Source organism: Streptomyces sp. NRRL F-525, assembly GCF_000716605.1.
Classification (GTDB): domain Bacteria; phylum Actinomycetota; class Actinomycetes; order Streptomycetales; family Streptomycetaceae; genus Streptomyces.
This window is the reverse complement of the sequence record NZ_JNXE01000028.1, coordinates 104,463-130,740: the sequence shown is the minus strand read 5'-3', so window position 1 is coordinate 130,740 and position 26,278 is coordinate 104,463. Positions and strand designations below refer to the sequence as shown.

The 26,278-nt window shown below is 71.1% G+C and carries 30 protein-coding genes; 5 read left to right on the top strand and 25 right to left on the bottom strand.

Annotated features, from left to right (window positions below; all coding sequences use genetic code 11):
* Positions 1-37: 37 nt before the first annotated feature.
* The 11 genes from lgt to hisI all read right to left on the bottom strand — a co-directional run bounded on the left by lgt (position 38) and on the right by hisI (position 8,933).
* Positions 38-1,000, bottom strand: coding sequence for a prolipoprotein diacylglyceryl transferase (lgt, locus tag OO69_RS32840; protein WP_033284504.1), 963 nt, complete (start codon positions 998-1,000; stop codon positions 38-40).
* Between the two features lie 103 nt (positions 1,001-1,103).
* Positions 1,104-1,883 carry a DsbA family protein gene (locus tag OO69_RS32835; RefSeq protein WP_033284503.1) on the bottom strand — a complete coding sequence of 260 codons (780 nt, stop codon included), beginning with the start codon at positions 1,881-1,883 and terminating at the stop codon, positions 1,104-1,106.
* A gap of 85 nt (positions 1,884-1,968) precedes the next feature.
* Positions 1,969-2,784 carry a tryptophan synthase subunit alpha gene (trpA, locus tag OO69_RS32830; protein ID WP_033284502.1) on the bottom strand — a complete coding sequence of 272 codons (816 nt, stop codon included), beginning with the start codon at positions 2,782-2,784 and terminating at the stop codon, positions 1,969-1,971.
* Entirely contained in the window at positions 2,781-4,064 is a 1,284-nt protein-coding gene (gene trpB, locus OO69_RS32825) for a tryptophan synthase subunit beta (protein ID WP_033284501.1), read from the bottom strand. The genes trpA and trpB overlap by 4 nt, the downstream gene beginning before the upstream one ends.
* Before the next feature lie 58 nt (positions 4,065-4,122).
* Entirely contained in the window at positions 4,123-4,317 is a 195-nt protein-coding gene (gene trpM, locus OO69_RS53960) for a tryptophan biosynthesis modulator TrpM (RefSeq protein WP_420707925.1), read from the bottom strand.
* Positions 4,318-4,360: 43 nt separating this feature from the next.
* Complete coding sequence (gene trpC / locus OO69_RS32820) at positions 4,361-5,170, bottom strand: indole-3-glycerol phosphate synthase TrpC (protein WP_033284500.1); 810 nt, start codon at positions 5,168-5,170, stop codon at positions 4,361-4,363.
* Positions 5,171-5,296: 126 nt separating this feature from the next.
* Positions 5,297-5,755, bottom strand: coding sequence for a DUF2752 domain-containing protein (locus OO69_RS32815; RefSeq protein WP_033284499.1), 459 nt, complete (start codon positions 5,753-5,755; stop codon positions 5,297-5,299).
* Positions 5,756-5,856: 101 nt separating this feature from the next.
* Entirely contained in the window at positions 5,857-6,105 is a 249-nt protein-coding gene (locus tag OO69_RS32810; RefSeq protein ID WP_033284522.1) for an HGxxPAAW family protein, read from the bottom strand.
* A 209-nt stretch (positions 6,106-6,314) separates the two neighbouring features.
* Positions 6,315-6,956, bottom strand: a complete 642-nt coding sequence (locus OO69_RS32805; RefSeq protein WP_033284498.1) for a TIGR02234 family membrane protein — start codon at positions 6,954-6,956, stop codon at positions 6,315-6,317.
* A 52-nt stretch (positions 6,957-7,008) separates the two neighbouring features.
* Positions 7,009-8,487: an anthranilate synthase component I gene (locus tag OO69_RS32800; protein ID WP_033284497.1), complete on the bottom strand. Its 1,479-nt coding sequence runs from the start codon at positions 8,485-8,487 to the stop codon at positions 7,009-7,011.
* Between the two features lie 11 nt (positions 8,488-8,498).
* Entirely contained in the window at positions 8,499-8,933 is a 435-nt protein-coding gene (hisI, locus tag OO69_RS32795; RefSeq protein WP_033284496.1) for a phosphoribosyl-AMP cyclohydrolase, read from the bottom strand.
* Positions 8,934-9,015: 82 nt separating this feature from the next.
* Here hisI and OO69_RS32790 point away from each other — a divergent pair, with 82 nt between their 5' ends.
* Entirely contained in the window at positions 9,016-9,651 is a 636-nt protein-coding gene (locus OO69_RS32790; protein WP_033284495.1) for a TIGR03085 family metal-binding protein, read from the top strand.
* A 40-nt stretch (positions 9,652-9,691) separates the two neighbouring features.
* Here OO69_RS32790 and OO69_RS32785 read toward each other — a convergent pair whose 3' ends face one another.
* From OO69_RS32785 to hisD, 10 genes are all read right to left on the bottom strand, one after another.
* Complete coding sequence (locus OO69_RS32785; protein ID WP_033284494.1) at positions 9,692-11,041, bottom strand: MFS transporter; 1,350 nt, start codon at positions 11,039-11,041, stop codon at positions 9,692-9,694.
* Between the two features lie 14 nt (positions 11,042-11,055).
* Positions 11,056-11,643: an ArsR/SmtB family transcription factor gene (locus tag OO69_RS32780; protein ID WP_033284493.1), complete on the bottom strand. Its 588-nt coding sequence runs from the start codon at positions 11,641-11,643 to the stop codon at positions 11,056-11,058.
* A gap of 122 nt (positions 11,644-11,765) precedes the next feature.
* Positions 11,766-12,521, bottom strand: a complete 756-nt coding sequence (gene hisF, locus OO69_RS32775) for an imidazole glycerol phosphate synthase subunit HisF (RefSeq protein ID WP_033284492.1) — start codon at positions 12,519-12,521, stop codon at positions 11,766-11,768.
* Entirely contained in the window at positions 12,518-12,928 is a 411-nt protein-coding gene (locus OO69_RS32770; RefSeq protein WP_033284491.1) for a RidA family protein, read from the bottom strand. The genes hisF and OO69_RS32770 overlap by 4 nt, the downstream gene beginning before the upstream one ends.
* Positions 12,925-13,653, bottom strand: coding sequence for a bifunctional 1-(5-phosphoribosyl)-5-((5-phosphoribosylamino)methylideneamino)imidazole-4-carboxamide isomerase/phosphoribosylanthranilate isomerase PriA (gene priA / locus OO69_RS32765; protein ID WP_033284490.1), 729 nt, complete (start codon positions 13,651-13,653; stop codon positions 12,925-12,927). The genes OO69_RS32770 and priA overlap by 4 nt, the downstream gene beginning before the upstream one ends.
* The gene (hisH, locus tag OO69_RS32760) at positions 13,653-14,309 is read right to left on the bottom strand and encodes an imidazole glycerol phosphate synthase subunit HisH (RefSeq protein ID WP_033284489.1); all 657 of its coding nucleotides are present in this window, start codon (positions 14,307-14,309) and stop codon (positions 13,653-13,655) included. The genes priA and hisH overlap by 1 nt, the downstream gene beginning before the upstream one ends.
* Positions 14,300-14,464 (bottom strand): hypothetical protein, encoded by a 165-nt coding sequence (locus OO69_RS52610; RefSeq protein WP_019062288.1) that lies wholly within the window; start codon positions 14,462-14,464, stop codon positions 14,300-14,302. The genes hisH and OO69_RS52610 overlap by 10 nt, the downstream gene beginning before the upstream one ends.
* Complete coding sequence (hisB, locus tag OO69_RS32750; RefSeq protein ID WP_033284488.1) at positions 14,461-15,054, bottom strand: imidazoleglycerol-phosphate dehydratase HisB; 594 nt, start codon at positions 15,052-15,054, stop codon at positions 14,461-14,463. The genes OO69_RS52610 and hisB overlap by 4 nt, the downstream gene beginning before the upstream one ends.
* On the bottom strand, positions 15,051-16,160 hold the full coding sequence (locus tag OO69_RS32745; protein ID WP_033284487.1) for a histidinol-phosphate transaminase: 1,110 nt from the start codon (positions 16,158-16,160) through the stop codon (positions 15,051-15,053). Before OO69_RS32745 ends, hisB begins: the two co-directional genes overlap by 4 nt.
* Positions 16,157-17,479, bottom strand: coding sequence for a histidinol dehydrogenase (hisD, locus tag OO69_RS32740; protein ID WP_033284486.1), 1,323 nt, complete (start codon positions 17,477-17,479; stop codon positions 16,157-16,159). The genes OO69_RS32745 and hisD overlap by 4 nt, the downstream gene beginning before the upstream one ends.
* 171 nt (positions 17,480-17,650) lie before the next feature.
* Here hisD and OO69_RS32735 point away from each other — a divergent pair, with 171 nt between their 5' ends.
* From OO69_RS32735 to ybaK, 4 genes are all read left to right on the top strand, one after another.
* Entirely contained in the window at positions 17,651-19,228 is a 1,578-nt protein-coding gene (locus tag OO69_RS32735) for a hypothetical protein (RefSeq protein ID WP_033284485.1), read from the top strand.
* Positions 19,229-19,366: 138 nt separating this feature from the next.
* Entirely contained in the window at positions 19,367-20,500 is a 1,134-nt protein-coding gene (locus OO69_RS32730; RefSeq protein ID WP_051801339.1) for a hypothetical protein, read from the top strand.
* An 11-nt stretch (positions 20,501-20,511) separates the two neighbouring features.
* Entirely contained in the window at positions 20,512-21,255 is a 744-nt protein-coding gene (locus OO69_RS32725) for an LON peptidase substrate-binding domain-containing protein (RefSeq protein ID WP_033284484.1), read from the top strand.
* 15 nt (positions 21,256-21,270) lie between these two features.
* Complete coding sequence (gene ybaK, locus OO69_RS32720) at positions 21,271-21,771, top strand: Cys-tRNA(Pro) deacylase (RefSeq protein WP_033284483.1); 501 nt, start codon at positions 21,271-21,273, stop codon at positions 21,769-21,771.
* Positions 21,772-22,071: 300 nt separating this feature from the next.
* On the opposite strand, the gene OO69_RS53150 is transcribed toward ybaK, so the two are convergent.
* The 4 genes from OO69_RS53150 to OO69_RS32700 form a co-directional block, all read right to left on the bottom strand.
* Positions 22,072-22,812 (bottom strand): hypothetical protein, encoded by a 741-nt coding sequence (locus OO69_RS53150; RefSeq protein ID WP_033284482.1) that lies wholly within the window; start codon positions 22,810-22,812, stop codon positions 22,072-22,074.
* Positions 22,813-22,846: 34 nt separating this feature from the next.
* On the bottom strand, positions 22,847-23,674 hold the full coding sequence (locus tag OO69_RS32710; protein ID WP_033284481.1) for an ABC transporter permease: 828 nt from the start codon (positions 23,672-23,674) through the stop codon (positions 22,847-22,849).
* Between the two features lie 94 nt (positions 23,675-23,768).
* Entirely contained in the window at positions 23,769-24,740 is a 972-nt protein-coding gene (locus OO69_RS32705; protein WP_033284480.1) for an ABC transporter ATP-binding protein, read from the bottom strand.
* Positions 24,741-24,892: 152 nt separating this feature from the next.
* Positions 24,893-26,116: an NYN domain-containing protein gene (locus tag OO69_RS32700; protein ID WP_033284479.1), complete on the bottom strand. Its 1,224-nt coding sequence runs from the start codon at positions 26,114-26,116 to the stop codon at positions 24,893-24,895.
* Positions 26,117-26,278 lie beyond the last annotated feature (162 nt).

Sequence of the window (26,278 nt, the reverse complement as noted above, 5' to 3'; positions counted from 1 at the left end):
CGAGCACGGGGCGCCCTCATCGTCGTAGAACCGGCCGTCAGCCCTTCTTCGCGGACTCGGCCTCGTCCTTCTTGAGGTCCACTTCGGTCGCCGCGTCCGCTTCCTCGGCGTCCGCGTCTTCCTTCGGCTCCTCTTCCGGGGCCGCCGTGCTGTCGTCGCCGTCGGTCTCATCGGCCGGTGCGTCCGTGTCCGGCTCGACGACCTCTTCACGGCCCGGGCGCTTCTTCGCCGAGATCACGAAGTAGAGGACCGCGAGCAGGAAGACGATCATCGCGGTCCAGTCGTTCAACCGCAGGCCCAGGAAGTGGTGGGCGTCGTCGACGCGCATGTACTCGATCCAGCCGCGGCCGACGCAGTACGAGGCGACGTACAGCGCGAACGCCCGGCCGTGGCCCAGCTTGAAGCGGCGGTCGGCCCAGATGACGAGGAAGCCGACGCCGACGCACCACAGCGACTCGTAGAGGAAGGTCGGGTGGTAGTAGCCGGGGACGCGGCCGTCCGTCGAGGACGTGATGTGCAGCGCCCAGGGGAGGTGCGTCTCGCGGCCGTAGAGCTCCTGGTTGAACCAGTTGCCCCAGCGGCCGATGGCCTGGGCGAAGGCGATGCCGGGGGCGAGGGCGTCGGCCCAGGCGGGCAGCGGGATGCCACGGCGGCGGCAGCCGATCCACGCGCCCACCGCGCCGAGCGCGATCGCGCCCCAGATGCCGAGGCCGCCCTGCCACACCTTGAAGGCGTCCACCCAGTCGCGGCCCTCGCTGAAGTACAGCTCGTAGTCCGTGATCACGTGGTAGAGGCGACCGCCGACGAGGCCGAACGGCACGGCCCAGACAGCGATGTCGGCCACCGTCCCGACCTTGCCGCCGCGGGCGACCCAGCGTTTGTTGCCGAGCCAGACGGCGACGAAGACGCCGATGATGATGCAGAACGCGTAACCGCGCAGCGGAATGGGGCCGAGGTGGATGACCCCACGCGACGGGCTGGGAATGTAGGCAAGTTCCATGGCAGGGTCGACGCTACCGTGCCGGACCGTGACCTCGGCAAGCGGCCCGGCTACGGCTCCATAACGGGCCGGTGTGAAAACCGGCCCGCCCGCTTACCCCGCGCTACCCCTTGTTCGCCGCCTGGACCAGCTGCTTCAGCTTCGCCGGGGTCATCGTCTGGTCCGCGTAGATGTTCTTGCCGTCGAAGAGGACGGTCGGGGTGCCGGTGAATCCGCCGGCCTGGAACGCGGCGGCGGACTTCAGGACCCAGCTGTCGTGCGTACCGCTGTTGACGCACTTCTGGAACGCGGGCGTGTCGAGACCCTTCACCTTGCCCGCCAGCTCGATCAGCTTGGCGTTGCTGGAGTACGCGTCGTCCGTCTCCTTCGGCTGGTTCTCGTACAGCACGTCGTGGAAGTCGCGGAACTTTCCGGCGTCCTGGGCGCAGGCCGCCGCGTTGGCCGCGCGCTTGGAGCCGGTGCCGCCGAGGTTGCCGTCGATGATCGTGACCAGGTGGTACTGCACCTTGAGCTGCCCGGAGTCGGTCAGCTCGTGCAGTGTCGAGCGGTACGCCGTCTCGAAGGCCTGGCAGGCCGGGCAGCGGAAGTCCTCCCACACCGTGAGCGTCGGCTTGGCGCTGTCCTTGCCGACCTGGATCGCCAGGCTGTCCTTGCCGGTCGCCCCCGAGGGTGCCACCAGGGGGCCCGCCTTGCTGCTGCCGCTGTCGTCCTTGCCATGGTTCGCGGCGAGGACGCCGATCACCGATGCCAGACCCAGCACGCAGACGACGCTGGCGGCCACGATCAGCGTGCGCCGCCGCCTCTCCGAGGCCTTCTGCTTCTCACGCTCGACCGCCAGCCGCTCGCGGGCGGTGCGCTTTCCGTCACGGTTCTTCTCGCTCACACCCCGCAGAACGAACCGGGGAGGCGCAGCGCGCCTCCCCGGTACCAGGTCCACCCGTTCGAGTGACCAGTTGTTCTGTTTTCCGCTACGCCTGTCCGCGCACGCCCTTCGCGAGGTCGGCCGCGAGGGCGCGGACCGCCTCCACGCCGACCGCGTCGTCCGGCGCGTCCAGCATCCCCTTGACGAAGGCCGAGCCGACGATCACGCCGTCCGCGAAGCGGGCCACCTCGGCGGCCTGCTGGGCGTTCGAGACACCGAGGCCGACGCACACGGGCGTGTCGGTGGTGGCCCGGGTGCGTTCGACGAGGTCCTGCGCCTGCGCGCCGACCGACGCACGGGTGCCGGTGACGCCCATGAGGGAGGCGGCGTAGACGAAGCCGGTGCCGACCTTGGTGATCTCGGCGAGGCGGGCGTCCTTGCTGCTGGGCGCGACCACGAAGACCGTGGCGAGCCCGTGCTTCTCCGCGTGCTCCCTCCACAGCCCGGCCTCCTGGACGGGCAGGTCGGGCAGGATGCACCCGGCGCCGCCCGCCTCGGCCAGTTCGGCGGTGAAGCGCTCGACGCCGTAGCGGTCGATGGGGTTCCAGTACGTCATGACGAGTACGGGCTTGCCGGTCGCCGTGTGCGTCTCGCGGACCGTGCGCATGACGTCGGCGATCTTGACGCCGCCGCGCAGGGCGATGTCGTCGGCGGTCTGGATGACGGGACCGTCGAGGACGGGGTCGCTGTGCGGGAGGCCCACCTCGACGATGTCCGCGCCTCCGTCGAAGGCCGCCTTGATCGCCTCGATGCCGCCGTCCACGGTCGGGAACCCGGCCGGGAGATAGGCGATGAGCGCGGCCCGTCCCTCGGCCTTGGCGGCGGCGAGGGTGTCGCTCAACAGCCGGATGTTGCCGCTCACTTGGCGTCCCCCTCGATCTCCGCGACGTCGGCGGTGTTCGCCGCGACCTCGGCATCGGTGTCGTACAGGCCGAAGTACCGCGCGGCCGTGTCCATGTCCTTGTCGCCGCGCCCGGACAGGTTGACGACGATCAGCCCGTCCTTGCCCAGCTCCTTGCCGACCTCCAGCGCACCGGCGAGCGCGTGGGCGCTCTCGATGGCCGGGATGATGCCCTCGGTGCGCGACAGCAGGCGCAGGGCCTGCATCGCCGCGTCGTCGGTGACCGCGCGGTACTCGCCGCGGCCGCTGTCCTTGAGGTAGGAGTGCTCGGGGCCGATGCCGGGGTAGTCCAGTCCGGCCGAGATCGAGTACGGCTCGGTGATCTGGCCCTCCTCGTCCTGGAGGACGTAGGACCGCGAACCGTGCAGGATGCCGGGCTCGCCCGCGGTCAGCGTGGCCGCGTGCTCGCCCGTCTCGACGCCGTGTCCGGCGGGCTCGCAGCCGATGAGGCGTACGTCCGTGTCCGGGATGAAGGCGTGGAACAGGCCGATGGCGTTCGAGCCGCCGCCGACGCACGCGATCGCCGCGTCGGGGAGGCGTCCGGCGCGCTCCAGGATCTGGCGGCGGGCCTCGACGCCGATGACCCGGTGGAAGTCGCGGACCATGGCGGGGAAGGGGTGCGGGCCTGCGACCGTGCCGAAGAGGTAGTGCGTGCGGTCGACGTTGGCGACCCAGTCGCGGAACGCCTCGTTGATCGCGTCCTTGAGGGTGCGGCTGCCGGACTTCACGGCGATGACCTCGGCGCCGAGCATGCGCATCCGGGCCACGTTCAGCGCCTGGCGCTGGGTGTCGATCTCGCCCATGTAGATGGTGCATTCGAGGCCGAACAGGGCGCAGGCCGTTGCGGTCGCGACGCCGTGTTGGCCGGCGCCGGTCTCCGCGATGACCCGGGTCTTGCCCATGCGCTTGGTGAGCAGGGCCTGGCCGAGGACGTTGTTGATCTTGTGGGAGCCGGTGTGGTTCAGGTCCTCGCGCTTGAGGAAGATCCTCGCGCCGCCCGCGTGTTCCGCGAAGCGGGGCACCTCCGTGAACGCGCTTGGCCTGCCGGTGTAGTTGAGGAGGAGGTCGTCCAACTCGCGGGCGAACTCGGGGTCGTGCTTGGCCTTGTCGTACTCGACGGCTACCTCGTCCACGGCAGCGACGAGGGCCTCCGGGATGAACTTGCCGCCGAACGCGCCGAAGTAGCCCTCGGCGGTGGGGATGTGACCCTCGGGGTCGGGAATGAAGAACTCGCTGGGCATGCGGAAACCTCACGGTGAGTTTGTGGAAAAACACTAAACGCCGTGGGGGCAGGGGTAGTTAGTTGACTGCGGGCCCGTTGGGGCTGGTCGCGCAGTTCCCCGCGCCCCTAAAGGCCCGTTGCCATCGGCGCCCGTTTACTTGCCCAGGTTCGTCACCGATGACGTAACGCACCCGACGGCCGTGAACTCGCCTCGCGGGGGCACGGCAACCCCTCGGACGGCAGCCGCGCGCGAGGCGGGCGTGCCGGTCCATGGGGGTCAGGGTGAGTGTCATCGGGAGGCAGCCTAGCGGGTGATCAGCTGCGGCCGTGGCGGAGTGCGGGGTGTTCGCCTGCCGCCACCAGGTCCGAGACCGCTGACTTGGGGTCGCGGCCGGTGACCAGGGACTCGCCCACCAGGACCGCGTCGGCGCCTGCGTTGGCGTAGGCGATGAGGTCGTGGGGGCCGCGGACGCCGGACTCGGCGATCTTGACGATGTGGTCGGGGATCTCGGGGGCGACGCGCTCGAAGGTGCCGCGGTCGACCTCGAGGGTCTTGAGGTTGCGGGCGTTGACGCCGATGATCTTGGCGCCGGCGTCGACCGCGCGGTCGACCTCGTCCTCGTCGTGGACCTCGACGATCGGCGTGAGTCCGATCGACTCGGCGCGCTCGATGAGGGACTCCAGGGCGGGCTGGTCCAGGGCCGCGACGATCAGCAGGGCGAGGTCGGCGCCGTAGGCCCGGGCCTCCCAGAGCTGGTACGACGTGACGATGAAGTCCTTGCGCAGGACCGGGATGTCCACGCGGGCGCGGACGGCCTCCAGGTCGGCCAGCGAGCCGCCGAAGCGGCGCTGTTCGGTGAGGACGGAGATGACGGCGGCGCCGCCCGCCTCGTAGTCCGCGGCGAGGCCCGCCGGGTCGGCGATCGCGGCCAGGGCGCCCTTGGAGGGGCTGGAGCGCTTGACCTCGCAGATGACCTTGACGCCGTCACCGCGCAGGGCCGCGACCCCGTCCTTAGCCGCGGGAGCCTTCGCCGCGCGCTCCTTGAGCTCGTCGAGGCTGACGCGCGCCTGCCGTTCCGCCAGGTCGGCACGGACTCCGTCGATGATCTCGTCGAGCACACTCACGCGAGCGGCCCCCTTCCGGACGGTGGAAAAGCCATGGTCACATCTGACAACGATGGTATCCGGAGGAAGGCGTAGGCCTCGCATCCGGTTGACGCCGGTCCCACTACCTGGACATGTGTCGGTTGATCAAGGATGTAGCCAGCCACCGAACGGCAGGTTCCGGACAACCGTGAAGACCAGCACCAACGCGCCCAGACCCCACAGCTGGACCCGGCCGAGTTCGATCCGCGCGGGCCTGCCGCGGGCCGCACGGACCACCCAGACGGTCCATACGACCGTGAAGGCCAGATAGCCCACCACGGCGATCGCGTTGTCCTGGAGCGCGGCGAGAAAGTCGCCGTGGATGAACTCGTGCGCGCTGCGCAGGCCGCCGCAGCCGGGGCAGTACAGGCCGGTGAGGCGGTACAGGGGGCAGACGGGGTAGTGGCCGGGCTGGTTCGGGTCGACCGCGCCGACGTAGGCGAAGGATCCGGCCACGGCCGCGAGGACGGCGGCGGGTACGGCGACGCGGTTCATCAGCACGGAGGCGGAACCGGGGGCGCGTGTCTTCGGCACGCTCTGGCTGTCGGCGTTCACGTCTCGCATTGTGCCCCCTGGCCCTTTCGTGCGGCACGCGCGCGTGAGGGGCGGTTCCCGGTGCTCCCGGGGGACCGCCCCTCCACGAAGTGGTGGCTGACAGCCACGTCTCAGCTGTCGGCGTGCGCCGTCTTGCCGAGCAGCTCGGTCAGGTCCTGGGGACGGTCCTTGGGCATGCCCATTCCCATCGCGCTCATGACCCAGCCGACGATGCCGCCGACGACCGTGATCCCCATTCCGGCCCAGAAGCCGGCCGGCTGCGCCATCACCATGAAGGCGCCGGCGACCAGGAACCCGATGAAGATGATGGTGGTACCGGTCCAGGCGGCCAAAGTGTGACCGTGGCTGTTGCCCGCCATGACGTGCTCCTCGTTGCTGTGTACGTGTGTGAGCAGACGCTCACGCTTCATTGTTCCGCACGCGAGCGAAAGCGATGCTCCGGGGTGCCCCCGTGTCTACTCCGGTGCCGGCAGCGCCCCAAAGGGGCGCGAGGAACTGCGCGACCAGCCACGACGCCGCCGCAGTCAACCGACGGCCCCGCTCATCGCCTGCTCTCCCAACGGAGTGCTTACGCCCCGGTGGGGTCCTCACCGCGGTCCAAGGCCTTCCAGATGTCCTCAGGCCGATCGGGGTCCACCACCGGAGCCCGCCGGGGGCGAGGCGTGCCATTGCGCTCGTACCGGCCCGACATCGCGGGCCAACGGCGACCATAGAGGAGGGCGAGCAGACCAGCCAGCAGGATCAGGCCGCCGCCCACCGCAGCAACGTACGGCCAGGCAGTGTGGTCGAAGGCGTGCACGACGGACGAGGTATCGCCGGAGGCCTGCGCGGCCTTGTCGTCCAGCGCGGAGCTGTCCGTCGCGCCGAGAAGCGCCGCGGCGACGATGCCCGCGCCGGAGAGCGCGAGAAGGGCGGAGACCGCGAAGCGGCCGGTCCGGCGGACGGCGAAGACGGCGACGAGCGCGGCGAGGCCCACTATGGCGAGCGCCGCGGGCACGCCCGTGACGTCGCTGCCCTTGGCGGACAGCGGGAACGCGTCGCCGGCCACCGTCGCGGTCCCCATCGACCAGCGCTGACGGGTGGCCAGCAGCGCCACGGCCGCGCCGAGCGCACCGCTCAGCAGGGCCACGGCGAGGCTGCGGCGGCCGGCACGCGCGGGGCCTTCGCCTTCGGAACGGGGGTGAGGAACAGCAGCAGTCACGGAGTCCACTATCGCTCCAACCCCGGGCGAACTGTCACCCGGGGTTCATATGACCCTCGTCCTATTGCCCGAGCCGGTTCGCCGTGTGCACGGCGCGGAGGACCGCCGCCGCCTTGTTGCGGCACTCCTGGTCCTCCATCTCGGGGTCCGAGTCGGCGACGATGCCGGCGCCCGCCTGGACGTAGGCGGTGCCGTCGCGGAGGAGGGCCGTACGGATGGCGATGGCGGTGTCGGAGTCGCCCGCGAAGTCGAGGTAGCCGACGCAGCCGCCGTACAACCCCCTTCTGGACGGCTCCAGTTCGTCGATGATCTGCATCGCGCGGGGCTTAGGCGCGCCGGAGAGGGTGCCGGCCGGAAAGCAGGCCGTGAGGACGTCGAAGGCGGTACGGCCGGGGGCCACGCGGCCGGTGACCGTCGAGACGATGTGCATCACGTGGGAGTAGCGCTCGACGGACATGAAGTCGACGACCTCGACCGAGCCGGGCTCGCAGACCCTGCCCAAATCGTTACGCCCGAGGTCGACCAGCATGAGGTGCTCGGCACGCTCCTTGGGGTCGGCGAGGAGTTCGTCGGCGAGGGCCTGGTCCTCCTGCGGGGTGGCCCCGCGGTGCCGGGTCCCGGCAATGGGGTGGACCATCGCGCGGCCGTCCTCGACCTTGACGAGGGCCTCGGGGGAGGAGCCGACGACGTCGAAGCCGTCGAAGCGGAACAGGTACATGTACGGGGACGGGTTGGTCGCCCGAAGGACCCGGTAGACGTCCAACGCGCTTGCCGTGCACGGGGTTTCGAAGCGCTGCGAGGGGACGACCTGGAAGGCCTCGCCCGCGCGGATGCGCTCCTTGATGTCCTCGACGGCCTCCTTGAAGTCGGGGCCGCCCCACAGCGCGGTGTACTCGGGCAGCTCGGAGGGCGGGAGCTGGGCGGGCGGCTGGGCCACCGCGCGGGAGAGGTCCGCCTCCATGGCGTCGAGGCGGGCGATCGCGTCCGCGTAGGCCTCGTCGACGCCGGTGTCGAGGTCGTTGTGGTTGATCGCGTTGGCGATCAGCAGGACCGAGCCCTCCCAGTGGTCCATCACGGCGAGGTCGCTGGTGAGGAGCATGGTCAGCTCGGGGAGCTTGAGGTCGTCGCGCTCGCCCGGGCCGATCTTCTCCAGGCGGCGGACGATGTCGTAGCCGAGATAGCCGACCATCCCGCCGGTGAAGGGCGGCAGGCCCTCCTGGTGGGGGGTGTGCAGGGTCTCGATGGTCGCGCGCAGGGCGGCGAGCGGGTCGCCGTCGGCCGGGACGCCCACGGGCGGGGTGCCGAGCCAGTGGGCCTGCCCGTCGCGGGAGGTCAGGGTGGCGGCACTGCGCACGCCCACGAACGAATAACGGGACCAGGAGCGGCCGTTCTCCGCGGACTCCAGGAGGAAGGTGCCGGGGCGCTCCGCGGCCAGTTTGCGGTAGAGCGCGACCGGGGTGTCGCCGTCGGCGAGGAGCTTGCGGGTGACCGGAATGACGCGACGGTCGGTGGCCAGCTTGCGGAACGTCTCGAGGTCCATGGCGGCTGACCCTACTGATCCGAGGCGGGGGTGTCGGAATCAGCACCTTCTTTAAGAAGGCCTTCGTTGAAGTCTCCTTCGAGGTCTTCTTTGAGAAGCACGTCCGCGTCGAAGCAGGTGCGGTCGCCGGTGTGGCAGGCGGCGCCGATCTGGTCGACCTTCACGAGGACCGTGTCGGCGTCGCAGTCCAGGGCGACGGACTTGACGTGCTGGAAGTGGCCGGACGTGTCGCCCTTGACCCAGTACTCCCGGCGGCTGCGGGACCAGTACGTGCAGCGGCCCGTCGTCAGGGTGCGATGCAGCGCCTCGTCGTCCATCCAGCCGAGCATGAGCACCTCACCGGTGTCGTACTGCTGGGCGATCGCGGGGACGAGCCCGTCGGCGCTGCGCTTGAGGCGGGCGGCGATCTCGGGGTCGAGGCTGCTGGGCTGGGGCGTGCTGGTCATGGGGCCATTGTGCCGCGCCCCACTGACAGTCCTGGCCGGGCGTCCACTGTGCGGACTTGGGCGGCGGTCGTAGGCTGACGGTATGTCGACCTTCGCCAAGCGTGAACGACTTCTTCTCGCCGATCTCCTGGAGACCGCGGGCCCGGACGCCCCGACTCTCTGCGAGGGGTGGCGGACCCGTGACCTCGCCGCGCACGTCGTGGTGCGCGAGCGCCGTGCCGACGCCGCCGGCGGCATCATGATCAAGCAGCTCGCGCCGCGGCTGGAGCGGGTGATGACGGAGTTCGCGGCGAAGCCGTACGAGGAGCTGATCCAGCTGATCCGTACGGGCCCGCCGCGCTTCTCGCCGTTCCAGCTCAAGCAGCTCGACGAGGCGTCCAACACGGTCGAGTTCTACGTCCACACGGAGGACGTACGGCGGGCTCAGCCGGAGTGGACGCCGCGCGAGCTGGACCCGGTGTTCCAGGACGCGCTGTGGTCCCGTCTGGAGCGGATGGCCCGGCTGATGGGCCGCACCGCGCCGACCGGGCTGGTGCTGCGCCGCCCGGACGGGCAGACGGCGGTCGCCCACAAGGGGGCGCCGGTCGTGACGGTGACCGGTGAGCCCTCGGAGCTGCTGCTGTTCGCGCACGGGCGGCAGAGCGTGGCCAAGGTGGCACTGGACGGCGACGAGAACGCCATCGCCAAGCTCCAGGAGGCCAAGCAGCTGGGGATCTGAGCCTGCGGTCGCAGGGCGGCCCGGTCGTCAACTGGGCGGGTCAGCCGGGGAGTTCGGCCCGCCGCAGGTCCCGCACGCACAGCGCTACGACCCCGCCCAGCCCGCAGACCACCGCGCTGCCGACGAACACCGGGCCGGTGCCCCACGCCCCGATCGCGGCGGCCGACAGCGGCATGCTGAGCGGGGCGAAGCCGAGGCTGACCAGGCTGGAGACGGCGGTGACACGGCCGAGGTAGGCGGGGTCGGCCCGAGTCTGCAGCAGGGCCCCGCACATCGCGCCGCTGAGGCCGGCCAGCAGCCCGATGAGCAGGGCCACCCCGACCGCCCCGAGGACGTTCGGGACGAAGGCCAGGGCGCCGATCGCGACGGAGCCCGCGAGGCACGCCCAGCCGACGACGTGCCCGGCGTGCGGGAGCCGTCCCCGTACGGCCAGCAGCAGCGCGGCGGCCCCGGCGCCCGTCCCGAAGCCGGAGAGCACCCAGCCCATGCCCGACGCGCCCCACCCGCGCTCGTCCGCGAGCAGGGTCAGGCCCACGTTGAGCGGGCCCACGAAACCGAGGTCGCCGAGCGCGATGGCCAGCATCAGCGGGGCGAGGACGCGGTGGCCGCGGATGTAGCGCAGGCCGGCCCGGAGGTCGCCGAGCGGGGTGGTGGGGTGGGTGTCGGCCTTGTCGGGGGCGGCGGTGCCGACGACTCCTGCGCCGGGTGACGCGCCAGGACCGCCCGCGGCCTCACCCGCACCGGCGGTCCCGCCGCGCGCGCAGGCCTTGTCGTCGGCAGGCAGTTCCCGTATCCGTACGGAGATCAGCAGCGGCACCGACACCGCGATCAGCAGCCCGGCGAACGCGAACGCCGCCGCCGCGCCGCCGATCGCGACGCCGAGGCCGCCGAGCGGGGCGCCGACGATGCTCGCGAAGCGGATGCCTATTCCCCGCATGCCCTGCACGCGCGCGAGTTGGTCGCGGCTCGTCACGCGCGCGGGGAGTGCGCCCACCGCCGGCATGAACACCGCGTCGACCGTCCCGAACACCACGGCGAGCAGCGCCAGCGGCCACAGTCCCGGGCTCGTCAGGAACAGCAGCGCGGCCACCGCCAGCACCGCCGCGCAGCGCACCATGTCGCTCCCGATGACCACCCGGCGCGGCCCGAACCGGTCGGCGACCACTCCCCCGCCCAGCATCAACAGAGCCCGCGGCACGGCACTGACCGCCATCACGACCCCGGCCTGTGCGGGCGAGCCCTGCTGTACGGCCGCCCAGGACAGGGCGATGTAGTACACGCTGTCGCCGACCATGGACGCCGTGTACGCACCGAGCCAGCGCAGGACGTTGGGGTCGCGGTGGGCGGGTCTGTGGGTGACTGTGCCGGGGACTATGAGGGTGCCGGTCACGGGAGATCGTCCTCTCAGGTGCGGAACGGGAAGCCGTACAGGTGGATGGCGACGTTCTCGCGGCCCTGGGTGTCGCCCGCCGCCTCGGCGGCTCTTCCCCTGGCCTGGTACTTGTGGATCAGGGTGTCCAACTCGACCTGGAGTTCGGCGAGTTCGGACGCGTTCAGACGCGGGAGGTACTCGCTCTCGAAGCCGGCCGAGCGCCACTCGTCGTTCCAGGACTCGGACTCGTCGAGGTGGCGCCGGTAGAGGTCGACGCGCTGCTCCAGCAGGATCCGGGTGAGCGCGCCTTGCGCCGCGAGCTTCTCGGGCGCGTCCTTGACGTCCTCGTGCCGCACGGTCAGGCTCTCCGAGGCCGGCCGCCACCAGCGCTCCCGGCCGTCCTCCCCCTGCCGCTCGGCCTCCTCGATGAGCCCGTGCTCGGCGAGCTTGCGCAGGTGGTAACTGACCAGCGACACGGCCTCGTCGACCTGGTCGGCCAGCTGCGACGCGGTCGCGGTACGAGCCACGTACAGCGCCCGGTACAGCTTGACGCGCAACGGGTGCGCGAATGCCTTGAGCGTGCCCAGATCGGTAATGGCACGGGTCTCTTTCGAGGTCATGCACCCCACGCTAGATACGAAAGAAAAGTTGCGCAACATATTTTGCGCAACTTATCTTTTGTGTCTCCCCACAAGTAAGCCCCGACCACCAGGCAGCCGGGGCTTACAACGCCTCTACGGAGTCACCGCACGGGGTGACCCGCCTCCTTCAGCGCCTGCTTCACTTCCCCGATCCGCAAGTCACCGAAGTGGAAGACCGAGGCGGCCAGCACCGCGTCCGCCCCCGCCGCCACCGCCGGCGGAAAGTCCGCGAGCTTGCCCGCGCCGCCGGAGGCGATGACCGGCACGGTCACGTGCTTGCGTACAGCCGCGATCATCTCGAGGTCGTAGCCGTCCTTCGTACCGTCCGCGTCCATCGAGTTGAGCAGGATCTCCCCCGCCCCCAACTCCGCCGCCCGGTGCGCCCATTCGACCGCGTCGATGCCGGTGCCCTTGCGGCCGCCGTGGGTCGTGACCTCGAAGGACCCGCTCTCAGTCCGCCGCGCGTCCACCGACAGCACCAGCACCTGCCTCCCGAACCGCTCCGCGATCTCCCGGATCAGCTCGGGCCGCGTGATCGCCGCCGTGTTGACGCCGACCTTGTCCGCGCCCGCGCGCAGCAGCTTGTCCACGTCCTCGGCCGTGCGGACGCCGCCGCCGACCGTGAGCGGGATGAAGACCTGCTCGGCGGTGCGGCGGACCACGTCGTACGTCGTCTCGCGGTTGCCGGAGGACGCGGTGATGTCCAGGAAGGTCAACTCGTCGGCGCCCTCGGCGTCGTAGACCTTGGCCATCTCGACGGGGTCGCCCGCGTCGCGCAGGTTCTGGAAGTTGACGCCCTTGACGACCCGGCCGTTGTCCACGTCCAGGCAGGGGATGACTCGTACGGCGAGGGTCATGCGGAACCTCCGCCCTCGGCACCGGAGCGGTACGCCTCCACCTCGACCTCGACGACCAGGCTCGGGTCGACGAAGCCGGACACGATGATCATCGAGGCGGCGGGGCGGATCGCGTCGAAGAGTTCCTTGTGTGCGCGGCCCACGTCCTCCACATCCCGGGCGTGGGTGATGTACATACGGGTGCGCACCACATCGGCGGGGCCGAGACCCAGTTGCTCCAGCGCCGAGAACGCGACGTTGAACGCGTTGACCGTCTGCTCGTAGGGACCGCCCCCGGCGATCTCGCCGTCCACTATCGACGTGCACCCGGAGACCAGCACCAGGCCGTTCGGCAGCTCCACCGCGCGGGAGTAGCCGAAGGCGTCCTCCCAGGGGGCGCCGGTCGCGACGCGTCGTAGCTCGGTCACCGGGCCACCGCCTCCAAAGCCTCTTCCAGGGTGAACGCCTTCGCGTACAGGGCCTTGCCGACGATGGAACCCTCGACACCGAGGGGTACCAGCTCGGAGATGGCGCGGAGGTCGTCCAGGGAGGAGACCCCGCCGGAGGCCACGACCGGGCGGTCGGTCGCCGCGCAGACGTTGCGCAGCAGTTCCAGGTTGGGGCCCTGGAGGGTGCCGTCCTTGGCGATGTCGGTGACCACGTACCGGGCGCAGCCCTCGGAGTTGAGGCGGTCCAGCGTCTCGTAGAGGTCGCCGCCGTCACGGGTCCAGCCGCGTCCGCGCAGGGTCGTGCCGCGTACGTCGAGGCCGACCGCGATCTTGTCGCCGTGCTGGGCGATGACCTTGGCGACCCACTCCGGGGTCTCCAGCGCGGCGGTGCCGAGGTTCACCCGGGTGCAGCCGGTGGCGAGGGCGGCGGCGAGGGTGTCGTCGTCGCGGATGCCGCCGGACAGCTCGACCTTGATGTCCATGGCGCCGGCGACCTCGGCGATGAGCTTGCGGTTGTCACCGGTGCCGAACGCGGCGTCCAGGTCGACGAGGTGCAGCCACTCGGCGCCGGAGCTCTGCCAGGCGAGGGCGGCCTCCAGGGGGGAGCCGTAGGAGGTCTCGGTCCCGGACTCGCCGTGCACCAGGCGGACGGCCTGGCCGTCGCGGACGTCCACGGCGGGGAGGAGTTCGAGCTTCGAAGGCATCAGAGGGTTCCGATCCAATTGTTCAACAACTGCGCTCCGGCGTCGCCGGACTTCTCGGGGTGGAACTGGGTGGCCCACAGAGCGCCGTTCTCCACGGCGGCCACGAAGGGCTTGCCGTGCGTCGACCAGGTCACCAGGGGGGCGCGCATCGCCGGGTTCACGACTTCGAGGGACCAGTCGTGGACGGCGTAGGAGTGCACGAAATAGAAGCGCGCGTCCGCGTCGAGGCCCGCGAAGAGCTGGGAGCCCGCCGGGGTGTCCACGGTGTTCCAGCCCATGTGGGGCACGATCTCGGCCTGTAGGGGCTCGACCGAGCCGGGCCACTCGTCCAGGCCCTCGGTCTCCACGCCGTGCTCGATACCGCGCGCGAACAGGATCTGCATGCCGACGCAGATGCCCATCACCGGGCGCCCACCGGCCAGCCGGCGCCCGACGATCCAGTCGCCGCGCGCTTCCTTGAGGCCCTGCATGCAGGCGGCGAAGGCGCCGACACCGGGCACCAGCAGCCCGTCCGCGTTCATGGCCTTGTCGTAGTCACGCGTTATCTCGACCTCGGCACCCGTGCGCGCGAGGGCACGCTCGGCGGAACGGACGTTCCCGAAGCCGTAGTCGAAGACGACGACCTTCTTGGAGGCGTTCCCCGCGCTCAACTCCACACCGCCAACCGCATGACCCCCGCGACCAGACACATCGCCGCGCCGATGGAGACCAGCACGATGAGGCTCGCCGGCATCTTCTGCTTGACGAAGGAGTAGACCCCGCCTAGGAGGAAGAGTCCGACGACGATCAGAAGGCTGGAGAGGCCGGTCACAGCGCGCCCTTCGTGGAGGGGAGGATGCCGGCCGCGCGCGGGTCGCGCTCGGAGGCGTACCGCAGGGCGCGGGCGAGGGCCTTGAACTGGCACTCCACGATGTGGTGCGCGTTGCGCCCGTACGGCACGTGCACGTGCAGCGCGATCTGGGCCTGCGCGACGAACGACTCCAGGATGTGCCGGGTCATCGTCGTGTCGTACTCGCCGATCATCGGCGCCATGTTCTCGGGCTCGGTGTGCACGAGGTACGGGCGGCCGGACAGGTCGACGGTCACCTGGGCGAGGGACTCGTCGAGCGGGACAGTGCAGTTCCCGAATCGATAAATACCCACCTTGTCGCCGAGCGCCTGCTTGAAGGCGGCGCCGAGCGCGAGGGCGGTGTCCTCGATGGTGTGGTGCGAGTCGATGTGCAGATCGCCCTCGGTCTTCACGGTGAGGTCGAACAGACCGTGCCGGCCGAGCTGGTCGAGCATGTGGTCGTAGAAACCGACCCCTGTCGACACGTCGACCTTGCCGGCGCCGTCGAGATCGATCTCGACGACGACCGAGGTCTCCTTGGTCACCCGCTCCACACGTCCTACGCGGTTCATGCGCTCTGCTCCTTCATCAACTCACGGACCGCGTCGAGGAACGCGTCGTTCTCTTCGGGGGTTCCGGCGGAGACCCGCAGCCACCCCGGGATGCCGTTGTCCCGGACCAGGACGCCCTGGTCGAGGATCTTCTGCCAGGCGGTGTGCGAGTCCGCGAACCGCCCGAACTGCACGAAGTTCGCGTCGGACTCGACGACTTCACACCCGAGGGCCTTCAACTCGCCCACCAGCCGGTCCCGTTCACTCTTCAGCTGCTCCACGTACCCGAGCAGCGTGTCGGTGTGCTCCAGGGCGGCCAGCGCGGTCGCCTGGGTGACGGCCGACAAGTGGTAGGGCAGCCGTACGAGTTGGACGGCGTCGACGACGGCCGGGTGCGCGGCGAGATAGCCGAGGCGGAGCCCCGCGGCCCCGAACGCCTTCGACATCGTGCGCGAGACGACGAGATTCGGCCGACCTTCGAGCAGCGGCAGCAGCGACTCGCCGTGGCTGAACTCGACGTACGCCTCGTCGACGATCACCATCGACGGCTTGGCGGCCTGCGCGGCCTCGTACAGCGCGAGGACCGTCTCGGGCGGAACGGCGTTGCCCGTGGGGTTGTTGGGGGTCGTGACGAACACGACGTCGGGCTCGTTCTTCGCGATCCACCGCTCGGCGGCGGCGAGATCGATCGAGAAGTCCTCGTTGCGCGGACCGGAGATCCACCCGGTCCCGGTGCCCCGCGCGATGAGCGCGTGCATCGAGTACGACGGCTCGAAGCCGATCGCGGTACGGCCGGGCCCGCCGAAGGTCTGCAGCAGTTGCTGGATGACCTCGTTGGAGCCGTTGGCCGCCCACACGTTCTCGACGCCGACCCGGTAACTCCCGGTCTTGGTGAGGTAGTTGGCCAGCTCGGTGCGCAACTCGACCGCGTCCCGGTCCGGGTAGCGGTTGAGGTCGCGGGCGGCTTCACGGACCCGCTCGGCGATCCGCTCGACCAGTGCCTCGGGCAGCGGGTAGGGGTTCTCGTTGGTGTTCAGCCGTACGGGGACGTCCAACTGGGGCGCGCCGTAAGGGGACTTGCCGCGCAGCTCGTCCCGTACGGGAAGATCGTCGATTCCGAAGCTCACTTGCCGGGCACCTTCCAACCGAACCTTGCCTTGACCGCCGCGCCGTGCGCGGGCAGGTCCTCCGCCTCCGCCAGCGTGACCACGTGATGCGCTACGTCCGCCAGCGCGTCCTTCGTGTAGTCGACGATGTGGATGCCGCGCAGGAAAGACTGCACGGAGAGCCCGGAGGAGTGGCAGGCACAACCCCCGGTCGGCAGCACGTGGTTGGAGCCGGCCGCGTAGTCGCCCAGCGAGACGGGCGCCCACGGTCCGACGAAGATCGCGCCGGCGTTCCGCACCCGGTCGGCGACGGCAGCGGCATCCGCGGTCTGGATCTCCAGGTGCTCGGCGCCGTACGCGTCGACGACCCGCAGGCCCTCGTCGACGCCGTCGACGAGGACAATCGCGGACTGTCGGCCGGCCAGTGCCGGGGCGATCCGGTCCTCGATGTGCTTGGTGGCCGCGACCTGGGGTTCGAGTTCCTTCTCGACGGCGTCCGCGAGCGTCACGGAGTCCGTGACCAGGACGGCGGCGGCGAGCGGGTCGTGCTCGGCCTGGCTGATCAGGTCGGCGGCGACGTGCACCGGGTCGGCGGTGTCGTCGGCGAGGACCGCGATCTCGGTCGGGCCGGCCTCGGTGTCGATGCCGATCTTGCCGGTGAAGTAGCGCTTGGCGGCGGCGACCCAGATGTTGCCGGGGCCGGTGACCATGTTGGCCGGGGCGCAGGACTCGGTGCCGTGGGCGAACATCGCGACGGCCTGGGCACCGCCGACTGCGTAGACCTCGTCGACGCCGAGCAGCGCGCAGGCGGCGAGGATCGTCGGGTGCGGGAGGCCGCCGAACTCGGCCTGCGGCGGCGAGGCGAGCGCGACGGACTGGACACCGGCCTCCTGGGCCGGGACGACGTTCATGATCACGGACGACGGGTACACGGACCGACCACCCGGGGCGTACAGCCCCACCCGGTCCACCGGCACCCACTTCTCGGTGACGGAACCACCCGGCACGACCTGGGTGGTGTGGGTCGTACGGCGCTGCTCGCGGTGGACGAGCCGGGCGCGCCGGATGGACTCCTCCAGGGCCGCGCGCACCTCCGGGTCGAGCTGCTCCAGCGCGTCACTGAGCGCCTGGGCCGGGACCCGCACCTGCTCCAGCCGCACCCCGTCGAACTTCTCGGCGAAGTCGATCAGCGCCGCGTCGCCCCGATGATGCACGGCCTCGCAGATCGGCCGCACCTTCTCCAGGGCGGCCGAGACGTCGAAGTCGGCTCGGGGCAGCAGGTCGCGCAGGGCGGGCCCTTCGGGGAGGGCGTCACCGCGCAGATCGATTCGGGAGATCACAGGAGCAATTCTCGCAGACCGCGATCGAGGGCCGCTCACGCATATCAATGGCTGATACAGAACGTGGCCGGAACCCGGAAGATCCCCTTCACGTCTAGTGTTCCGGGGGTTACTCAGCGGGCATGAACTGCTGTGCGAAACCCGTGAGTAGTTGAGAGGGATGAAAGAGCAGTGACCGAGGGTGCCGGCATCCGCGCGGGGGATGTGCCGGACGATGCGACCGCCGCCGAGGCCGGTATGTGGCAGGCCTTCCGCAACGGCAGCGTGTACGACCTGAGCAGCGGCGACAGTGTCGTCGACGATCCGCACGGCGGACATCCGTGGGGCCCGGAGCGGACCGTGCGGGCGCGGTTCGTGTGCTGGCTGCTCCTCGACGGACCGCCCGCGCTGTCGGGCCGGGTGGCCTCCCTGAAACTCACCGGCGTGCAGATCAGCGGCGTCCTGGACCTGGCGGGCGGCACCGTCACGCCGTACGTCGAGCTGAAGGGCTGCCGTTTCGAGCGGGAGGTGCTGCTGCCGGAAGCCCGCTTCCAGACCGTACGGCTGGTGGACTGCTCGGTGCCGCGGCTGGAGGCGGCGCGGGTGCACACGGAGGGTGACCTGCATCTGCCGCGCTGCCGCTTCCACAACGGCGTACGGCTGACCGACGCGCACATCGGCACCGACCTGCTGCTGAACCAGGCGATCGTCTACCGGGACCGCACCGGGCGTTCGATCGCCGCCGACGGCATGACCGTAGGGCAGGATCTGCAAGCCGAACTCCTGGAATCGCACGGTGAGTTGAGCCTGCGCAGCGCCAAGGTGGGCGTCTCGCTGAGTCTGCGCGGTGCCCGGCTGGCCAACCCGTACGGCCGACTCGCCCTGAACGCGCCCCAGTTGACCGTGGGCCGCACCCTGTACCTGACCCCGGCCGGTGTCGGCGGTCCCTGGCTGAGCGGTACAACTCCCGCGCGCGGGACCCGCATTCAGCGTTTCTCGTGCCAGGGCGGGGTGCGGCTGGACGACGGGCGGTTCGGGGACGCGGTGGACCTGGAGCGGGCCCGGTTCACGTTCACGGACGACCAGGAGCTGTCCCTACTGCGCGTCCAGGCGCCGGAGTTGCGCTTCCTCGGCGAGAAGCCCCAACGCGGGAAGGTGGTGCTGTCGGGGGCGCGGGTGGTCAACCTGATTGACGCGGCGACCAGTTGGCCGGCTCCCGGCAACCTCCACATGGGCGGCTTCGTGTACGAGAACCTCGTACCGCAGGGCCCGTTCCCGCTGGACGCGCGTCTCGACTGGGTGGCGGCGGCGACCGCCGAGTACGCCCCGGAGCCGTACGAGCGGCTCGCGACCGTGCTGCGCAACGCCGGTGAGGACGAGGACGCGCGCGAGGTGCTGCTCGCCAAGCAGCGGCGGCGCCGGGAGAGCCTGCCGATCGCGGCCAAGGTGTGGGGGTTCGTGCAGGACTGGACGGTCGCCTACGGGTACCGGCCGGGCCGGGCCGCCGTGTGGATGGCGGTGTTGTGGGCGGCGAGTTCGCTGGCCTTCGCGCACGCCGACCACGCGCCGGTGAACACGAACGGGCATCCGCCGTGGAGCCCCGCCCTGTTCGCGCTGGACCTGCTGCTGCCGGTGATCGACCTGGGGCAGGCGGGCCAGTGGCAGCTGCACGGCGGCTGGCAGTGGCTGTCGGTGGCGCTGATCCTGCTGGGGTGGATCCTTGCCACGACGGTCGCGGCGGGCGCCACACGGCTGCTCAGACGCGGCTAGCGGGCCCTCGGAAGCCCGCGCGCACAGCACTCGAACAGTTGAGCAACAGTCACCTTTTGCCTGGGCTTGACCGAAGCGCGTACAACTTTCAGCCGGGTGGTCAAACGGTCTGGCGCACTCCGGATCGGCGGTCTTTCAATGGTCGACACCATGGCTCTGCTGCGCGCGTTCATCCGCACCGCCCGGATGGCAAGGAACACCTCGCGGCTCGCCGCCGGGCTGCCGGCCGACGACGAGGTCCTCCTCGACGCCCCCGACGACCGGCTCGGCCCGGCGCTGGTCGCGGCCGGGCGCGGCGAGTACGGGCCCGCCTCCGAGCTGCTGGCCGCCTCGCGCGCGTCGGCGGAGTGGGAGGACCGCGACCGCCACACACGCCGGCTCGCCGCGTTCGCCCGCAGCCGCCCGGAGTGGCTGGACGACTGGTGCGCGGCCGCCCCGCGGAACCCGGACGCGCTCCTCCTCACGGCCCAGCTGGCGATGGACCGCGGCTGGGAGTCGCCGGCCCGCGCCGAACTCCTCCGTGAGCTGAGCCCGCTGATCACGGCGGCGGCCGAGGCCGAGCCGCGCGACCCGGTGCCGTGGCGGATCGCGCTGGACCGGGCGCGGGGCACGAACGCCGGGCACGCCGAGTTCGAACGGCTGTGGGGCGAGGCGGTCCGCCGCTCCCCGCACCACTACGGCTGCCATGTGGCCGCCCTCCAGTACCTGTCCACGGCCTGCTGCGCGCAGTGGGGCGACACGCCCCACACCGCCCGCTGCTCCCACCGCGAGTGCTTCGACTTCGCCGAACCGGCCGCGCAGGACGCCCTGCCCGGCTCGCTCGTCCAGGCCCTGCCGGTCCGGGCGGCCTTCGCGTGCCTGACCGACGGCTGCGGTCCCACGGTCCCCCGCGCCCGCCTGGACGCGGCGGCCGACCTGGCGATCGCCCTCTCGGCCACGTACGCGGCGGCGGACCCGTGGCCCGCAGAGGTCCGCAACCTCCTGACCTACGTCCTTGTCCGCCTGGAACGATGGACGGACGCTCTCGACCAACTCCGCCTGATCGGCCCGTACGCCACGTCGTTCCCCTGGGACCGGATATCCGACGACCCGCTCGGCCAGTTCCTCGAAGTCCGGGACGGCGTCCGCATGGCGGTGGCCGCGGACGTGCCCCTGGGCGGCCCGGTTCCCCCGGCCCTGCGGGCGATTCCGACCCAGCCGTGGGCGTTCGAGGACGCACCCGGGTATCCACGGAGTGAGCACGGCGGACGTGCCCGCTCCGGCGACCATTAGGCTTTTGCGCCGTGACCACCGTCCGGCTGCCGCTCTTCCCCCTGAACTCGGTTCTGTTCCCGGGGCTCGTGCTTCCTCTGAACATTTTCGAGGAGCGCTATCGCGCCATGATGCGCGATCTGCTCAAGACCCCTGAGGAGGATTCGCGCCGATTCGCCGTCGTGGCCATCCGCGACGGCCACGAGGTGGCATCGACCGCCCCGGGCATGCCCGACCAGACGGCCGTGCCCGACCGCGGGCCCGCCGCCGGCTTCGGCCCCGACCCGCTCAAGGCCTTCCACTCGGTGGGCTGCGTGGCCGACGCGGCCACGATCCGCGAACGCGCCGACGGCACCTTCGAGGTACTGGCCACCGGCACGACCCGCATGCGCCTGCTCTCCGTGGACGCCTCGGGCCCGTTCCTGACGGCCGAGCTGGAGGAGCTGCCCGAGGAGAAGGGCGACGAGGCGGGCGCGCTGGCTGAGGGCGTGCTACGCGCGTTCCGCCAGTACCAGAAACGCCTGGCGGGCGCCCGCGAACGCACCCTGTCCACGGGTGAGGCCGAACTCCCGGACGAACCGGCGGTCGTCTCCTACCTGGTGGCGGCGGCAATGATGCTCGACACGGGCACAAAACAACGCCTCCTCCAAGCCCCCGACACCGCCTCCCGCCTGCGCGACGAACTGAAACTCCTTCGCTCCGAGACGGCCATCATCCGTAACCTGCCGTCCCTACCGGCATCGGACCTGACCCGAGGCCCGACAAGCCTGAACTGACGCGGGAGTCCCCTGATGGCCAAGAAGCAGAAACAGCAACAGTCGGGCGGCACCCCGGCGACGGTCGCCCTGACGACCGCGGGGGTGCCGTACGAACTCCACGCCTACGACCACGACCCCTCCCACCCCTCCTACGGCGAGGAGGCGGCCGAGGCGATGGGCGTCTCCCCGGACCGGGTCTTCAAAACCCTGCTGGCGGACGTGGACGGCACCCTGACGGTCGCCGTGGTCCCGGTGGCGGGCCAACTGGACCTGAAGGCCCTCGCCTCAGCGGTAGGCGGCAAACGCGCCACGATGGCCGACCCCACCCTCGCCGAACGCACCACGGGCTACGTCCGAGGCGGCATCTCCCCCCTGGGCCAACGCAAAAAACTCCGCACGGTCCTGGACGCCTCAGCCACCACCCACCCCACGATCTGCGTCTCGGCAGGCCGCCGCGGCCTGGAGGTGGAACTCACCCCCGACGACCTGAAAACCCTCACCGCCGCGGTACTGGCCCCCATCGGCCGTGCGTGACCCCTCGACGCCCTCCCTGTCCTCGGTTAAGAGGAAGAGACATGTCGAAGAAAACGCGGAAACGAAAGTGGCGCATCAGGAAGCACAGGGCAAACCACGGGCGGAGGCCGGCGTAGGCGTTTCGGGCACCGGTCGGGCGGGCGTGACTTCCCAACGCAGGCCGCCACATCCAGCCCGTCCGGCGTTTGAGGACGAGGCCGTCCAGGCCGATGGGGGTCTGGGGGCGCAGCCCCCAGGCGGGGCGGAAGGGGCGGCAGCCCCTGGGGATGGGACGGGTAGGGGCGGCGGGGGCGAGAAAACCTAGGACAGAGGAGCCCCGTACCCATCCGTAGGCCCAACCCCCTGCTGCACATACCCCGGCTCAGGATCCCGAGGCCCGAACAACGCCGTCAGCCCCAGATGAACGACCAGCGCGGCCACCGGCCAGGCCAGCAACGCCCCCTTCGCCCCCATCTTCAGCGGCGCGGAGAACGTAACCCCCTTACCCACAGCCTTGGCATGCGCGAGCACATCCTTGGTAGGCCCGAACCACATCCCCAGCCGCCAGGCGATGAACGCGGCGAGCAACCCACCCAGAGCCAGCGCTGCGACCAGCGGCACTCCCCCACGCCGCCGCAACAAAAAGACGACAAGCGCGCTCACGACCCCAAAAGCGACGGCAAGCAGAGTGAACGTTCCGTCCACCCCCACGGCCTGCTCACCCTCGGAGTCCTTGAGGTAGACGACCCAGCTCTTGTCGACCACGTCCCCGACCAGCGGAACATGCGGCGCCAGCCACCACCACAACACCCCAAGCAACACCCCGCCGACCGCCGAGGCGACGGTGACGACCACGGCCTCGATCAGCTCGGTCTTGATCCCGGGCCCGTCCGCCCCGTAGGACGCTTCCTGCGGGGCGTACACGGGATACCCGGCCCCCGGCTCACCGGGGGCGTCCGTGGCACCCGGGGAATCCGGGGAATTGGGGTCACCCGGCGGCTGCCACGCATCGTGCGGGGACTGGTCACGCGGCGGCGGAGGCGGAGTCAGCGGTGCGGTCACAATGCCATCGTGCCAGGCCCGGCTGTGCGGCGCGTCACCGGACGGCAGCCCGACGGTATGCCCAGGCGGCGACGGCCAGCGAAACGACCCCGACCCCGGCGCATACGGCGAGGTCACCGAGGACGAGCGCCCAGTCCGGATGCGCCGCGAACGTCTGCGCGAACGCCTCCACGCCGTACGTCGAGGGCACCAGATCCCGCAGGAACCGCACCGCGTCCGGCATCCGATCAGCGGGCAGCACACCCAGCAACAGGGCCGCGGACATCCCCAACTGCCCGAGCAGCGTGGCGAGTTCGGGCCGAGGAGCCAGCAGCCCCAGCGCCGCCCCGAGTCCGGCGAGCGCGGCCCCCGCGAGCGGGATCACCGCCGCCAGGATCCAGATGTTCCCCATCGGCAGCCCGAACAGCACGCACCCGAAGACGGCGGTCAGCGCGGTCCCCGGCACGGTGAAGGAGGCGTACGCCCCCGCCGCGCCCAGCACCACGGCCGCGGGCGGCACCGGCAGGGTGGCGTAGTGGTCGAGCCCGCCGCTGCCGCGCAGCTGCCCGAAGTACTGCGCGAGGAGGTTGAGCCCGACGTAGGCGACGACGAGCACGGACGAGCCGGCGACCACGAACCGGGCGTCGTGGCTCCCGCCGTCGACGACCCCGCGCATCATGATCAGGATGCCGACCGACTGGAAGGTCGCCACGAACAGCAGCGGGATCCGCGCGACCCGCGCCCGGGACAGCTGCGCCCGGTACACGGCGGCCATGGACGGCCACAGCCTCGCCTTCGGCCCCAGCTCGGCCGCGCCCGAGGCGGTGGCCTCCGGCACGGCCAGGGGACCACTCGGCAGAACATCGGCGGATACGACACTCACGTCGCGCTGCTCCTCTCGACGCCGGCAGACGCCCTGTCCCCTACGGATACAACGACATTCGCCCTGTCCCATACGGATACGACGGCCCGTGCACTCATGCCTTCACCAGCCCCTGCGCGTTCCCGCCCAGCGTCAGATACACGTCCTCCAGGCTGGGCGTGGCCAGCGTGAAGTCGTCGAGGGCCGCGAAGGCCGCCCCGCCGGTCACCGTGGCGACGGCCACCCGGGCCTCCTCGGGGGCCAGCCGCAGCGTCCAGCGGCGGCCGGACTCGACGGCCCGGTCCCGCAGCGCGGCGACCTCCGGGACGTCCAGCGGCGGCTTCTCCCGCCACACCAGCTCGACCCGCACCTCGCCCGCGACCTGTTCCTTGAGCCCGGCGGGGGTGTCGCAGGCGATGACCTTGCCCTGGTCGAGGACGGCGACCCGGTCGAGGACCGTCTCGGCCTCGATGACGTTGTGGGTGACGAGCAGCACGGTGGACCCGCGCTCGGCCCGGCGCCGGTCGACGGCGGACCACACGGCCCTGCGCGCCACCGGATCCATCCCGGTGGTCGGCTCGTCGAGCACCAGCAGCGGCCGCTCCCCGACCAGCGCGGCGGCGACACACGCCAGCCGCCGCTGCCCACCGGACAGCTTCTTCAGCGGCCGCCCGGCAATGGCCGTAAGCCCCAACTCGTCCAGTACGGCGTCCCGTTCGGCCCGCGCCTCGCGCAGCTCCAGGCCGCGCAGCCGGGCGGTGGTCTCGGCGGCGAGCGACACGGTGAGTTCGTCGAGGGCGGAGGACTCCTGGCCGAGGTAGGCGAGGATCCGCGCGGCCCGCTCGGGGTGGCGGACGATGTCGTGGCCGAGGATCTCGACGCTGCCGGCGTCGGGCCGCATGAGCCCGGTCAGCTGGCGTACGAGGGTGGACTTGCCGGCGCCGTTCGGGCCGAGCAGTCCGAAGATCTCGCCCCGGCGGATGTCGAGGGTCACGTCGTCGGTGGCCCGCACCTCGGGGGTTCCCGGCGCACCGCGCCGTCCGCGCACCGCCGGATAGGTCTTGCTGAGCCCGCGCACCGCACACACGACATCATCACCGTGTCGAAGTGCCTGTCCCGCGCGCGTACTCACGGGACGAGACTACGGGGTCCGGGAGCCCCGCCCGTTCGCGGGTCGGTCGAGAACGGCACAATCGCCGGTAAAGCCGTCCCGCCACCGCGCGGCCCGGCCGGCTGCGCTCACTCCCCGGCGGGCGCGTGCTCCGCGGCCGTCCGTACGTCGATCTCGCGCCAGAAACCGGCCCGGATCGCGTACCGGTCGTGCTCGTCGATCTGGTCGTCCTTGTGCGCGAGGAGGCCGAACCGGGCGGCGTAGCGCAGGAGTTCACCGTCGATGCGGTGCGGGACGCGGGGGTACATCCCGGACAGCTTCTGCAGGTGGCTGCCGTGGTCGCCGAGGCGGCCCATCCAGCGGCGGGCGAAGACCTGGCCCACTTCGTAGGGGTCGCCGCCGACCGTGGTGATGTCCTCCTCGCGGTCGGCCCAACGCTGCTCGGCGGTGGTCAGCTGCGCGAGCGTCGGCATCGAGGCGACCTCGGGCGGCTCGGCGGCGCCGCCCGGCCGGTCGACCCACCCTTTGTCGGAGGACCAGCGCAGGGTCGCGCTCGCGGGCTGCTGCGCCGGCGCGGCGGCACCGGGGGCCTTCAAGCTCGCCAGGTCCTTCGGGGTGGGCACGCCCTTGGGCGCGGGCACCCGCTCCTGCGAGCCGTTCTCGGATCCGGCCGCGGCGGTCGCGTGCTCGCTCTCCTCGGCCGGCCGCTCACGCGCGGCCGGCGCGGACTCGGGCAGCGGCGCGGACAGGATCGCGGCGATCTCCGGCCGCGGCACGGGTGGCGGCGCGCACACCCCGCCGAGATCCTTCGCCCGTACGGCCTTGGTGATCCAGGTCCGGTCCAGCACCCGCCGCTCGTCGGCCTCGGCGACCAGGTCCTCGGACTGGTTGTAGTCCCCGTCCGCGGCCTGCACGGCCCACAGGTGTACGGCGACGCCGTGCTCCTTGGCGGCCATCATGCCCGGCAGCAGGTCGCCGTCGCCGGTGACGAGGACGACGTCGGAGCAGGCGCGGTTGCGGGCCAGCTCGGTCAGCTCGGCGTGCATGGCGGCGTCGACGCCCTTCTGCGCCCAGCGGCCGTCGCTGCGGGTCAGGGCGCCGAGGCGGACGGTCACGCGGGGCATCACGCGGAGCCTGCGGTGCTCGGGCTGGGGGACGCGGTCGGGGGCGCCGTCGAACCAGTAGATGCGCAGCAGGGGTCGTTCGGTGTCGGACTCGGCGCGCTCGCGCAGGCCCTGGATGAGGGCGGCGTGATCGACGGTGATCCTGGAACGCGAGGGTTCTCCGGCGAGGAGACTCGCAGCGGCCCCCAGCAGATACCCGGCGTCCACCAGGACGATGCAGCGGTCCACGCGACTCACCCTCTTCCCGGTCGGTTCACTTCGGGCTTGCTTCGAGTCTGCCCGACCGCGCAGGGGTTAACGGCCCGAACTCGATCTTCGGCGTGGCGTTTCGGGGCTGCTCTCTCGCACCAACCATGTCACACACGGTAATTATCCGAAATGCGTTCTTCG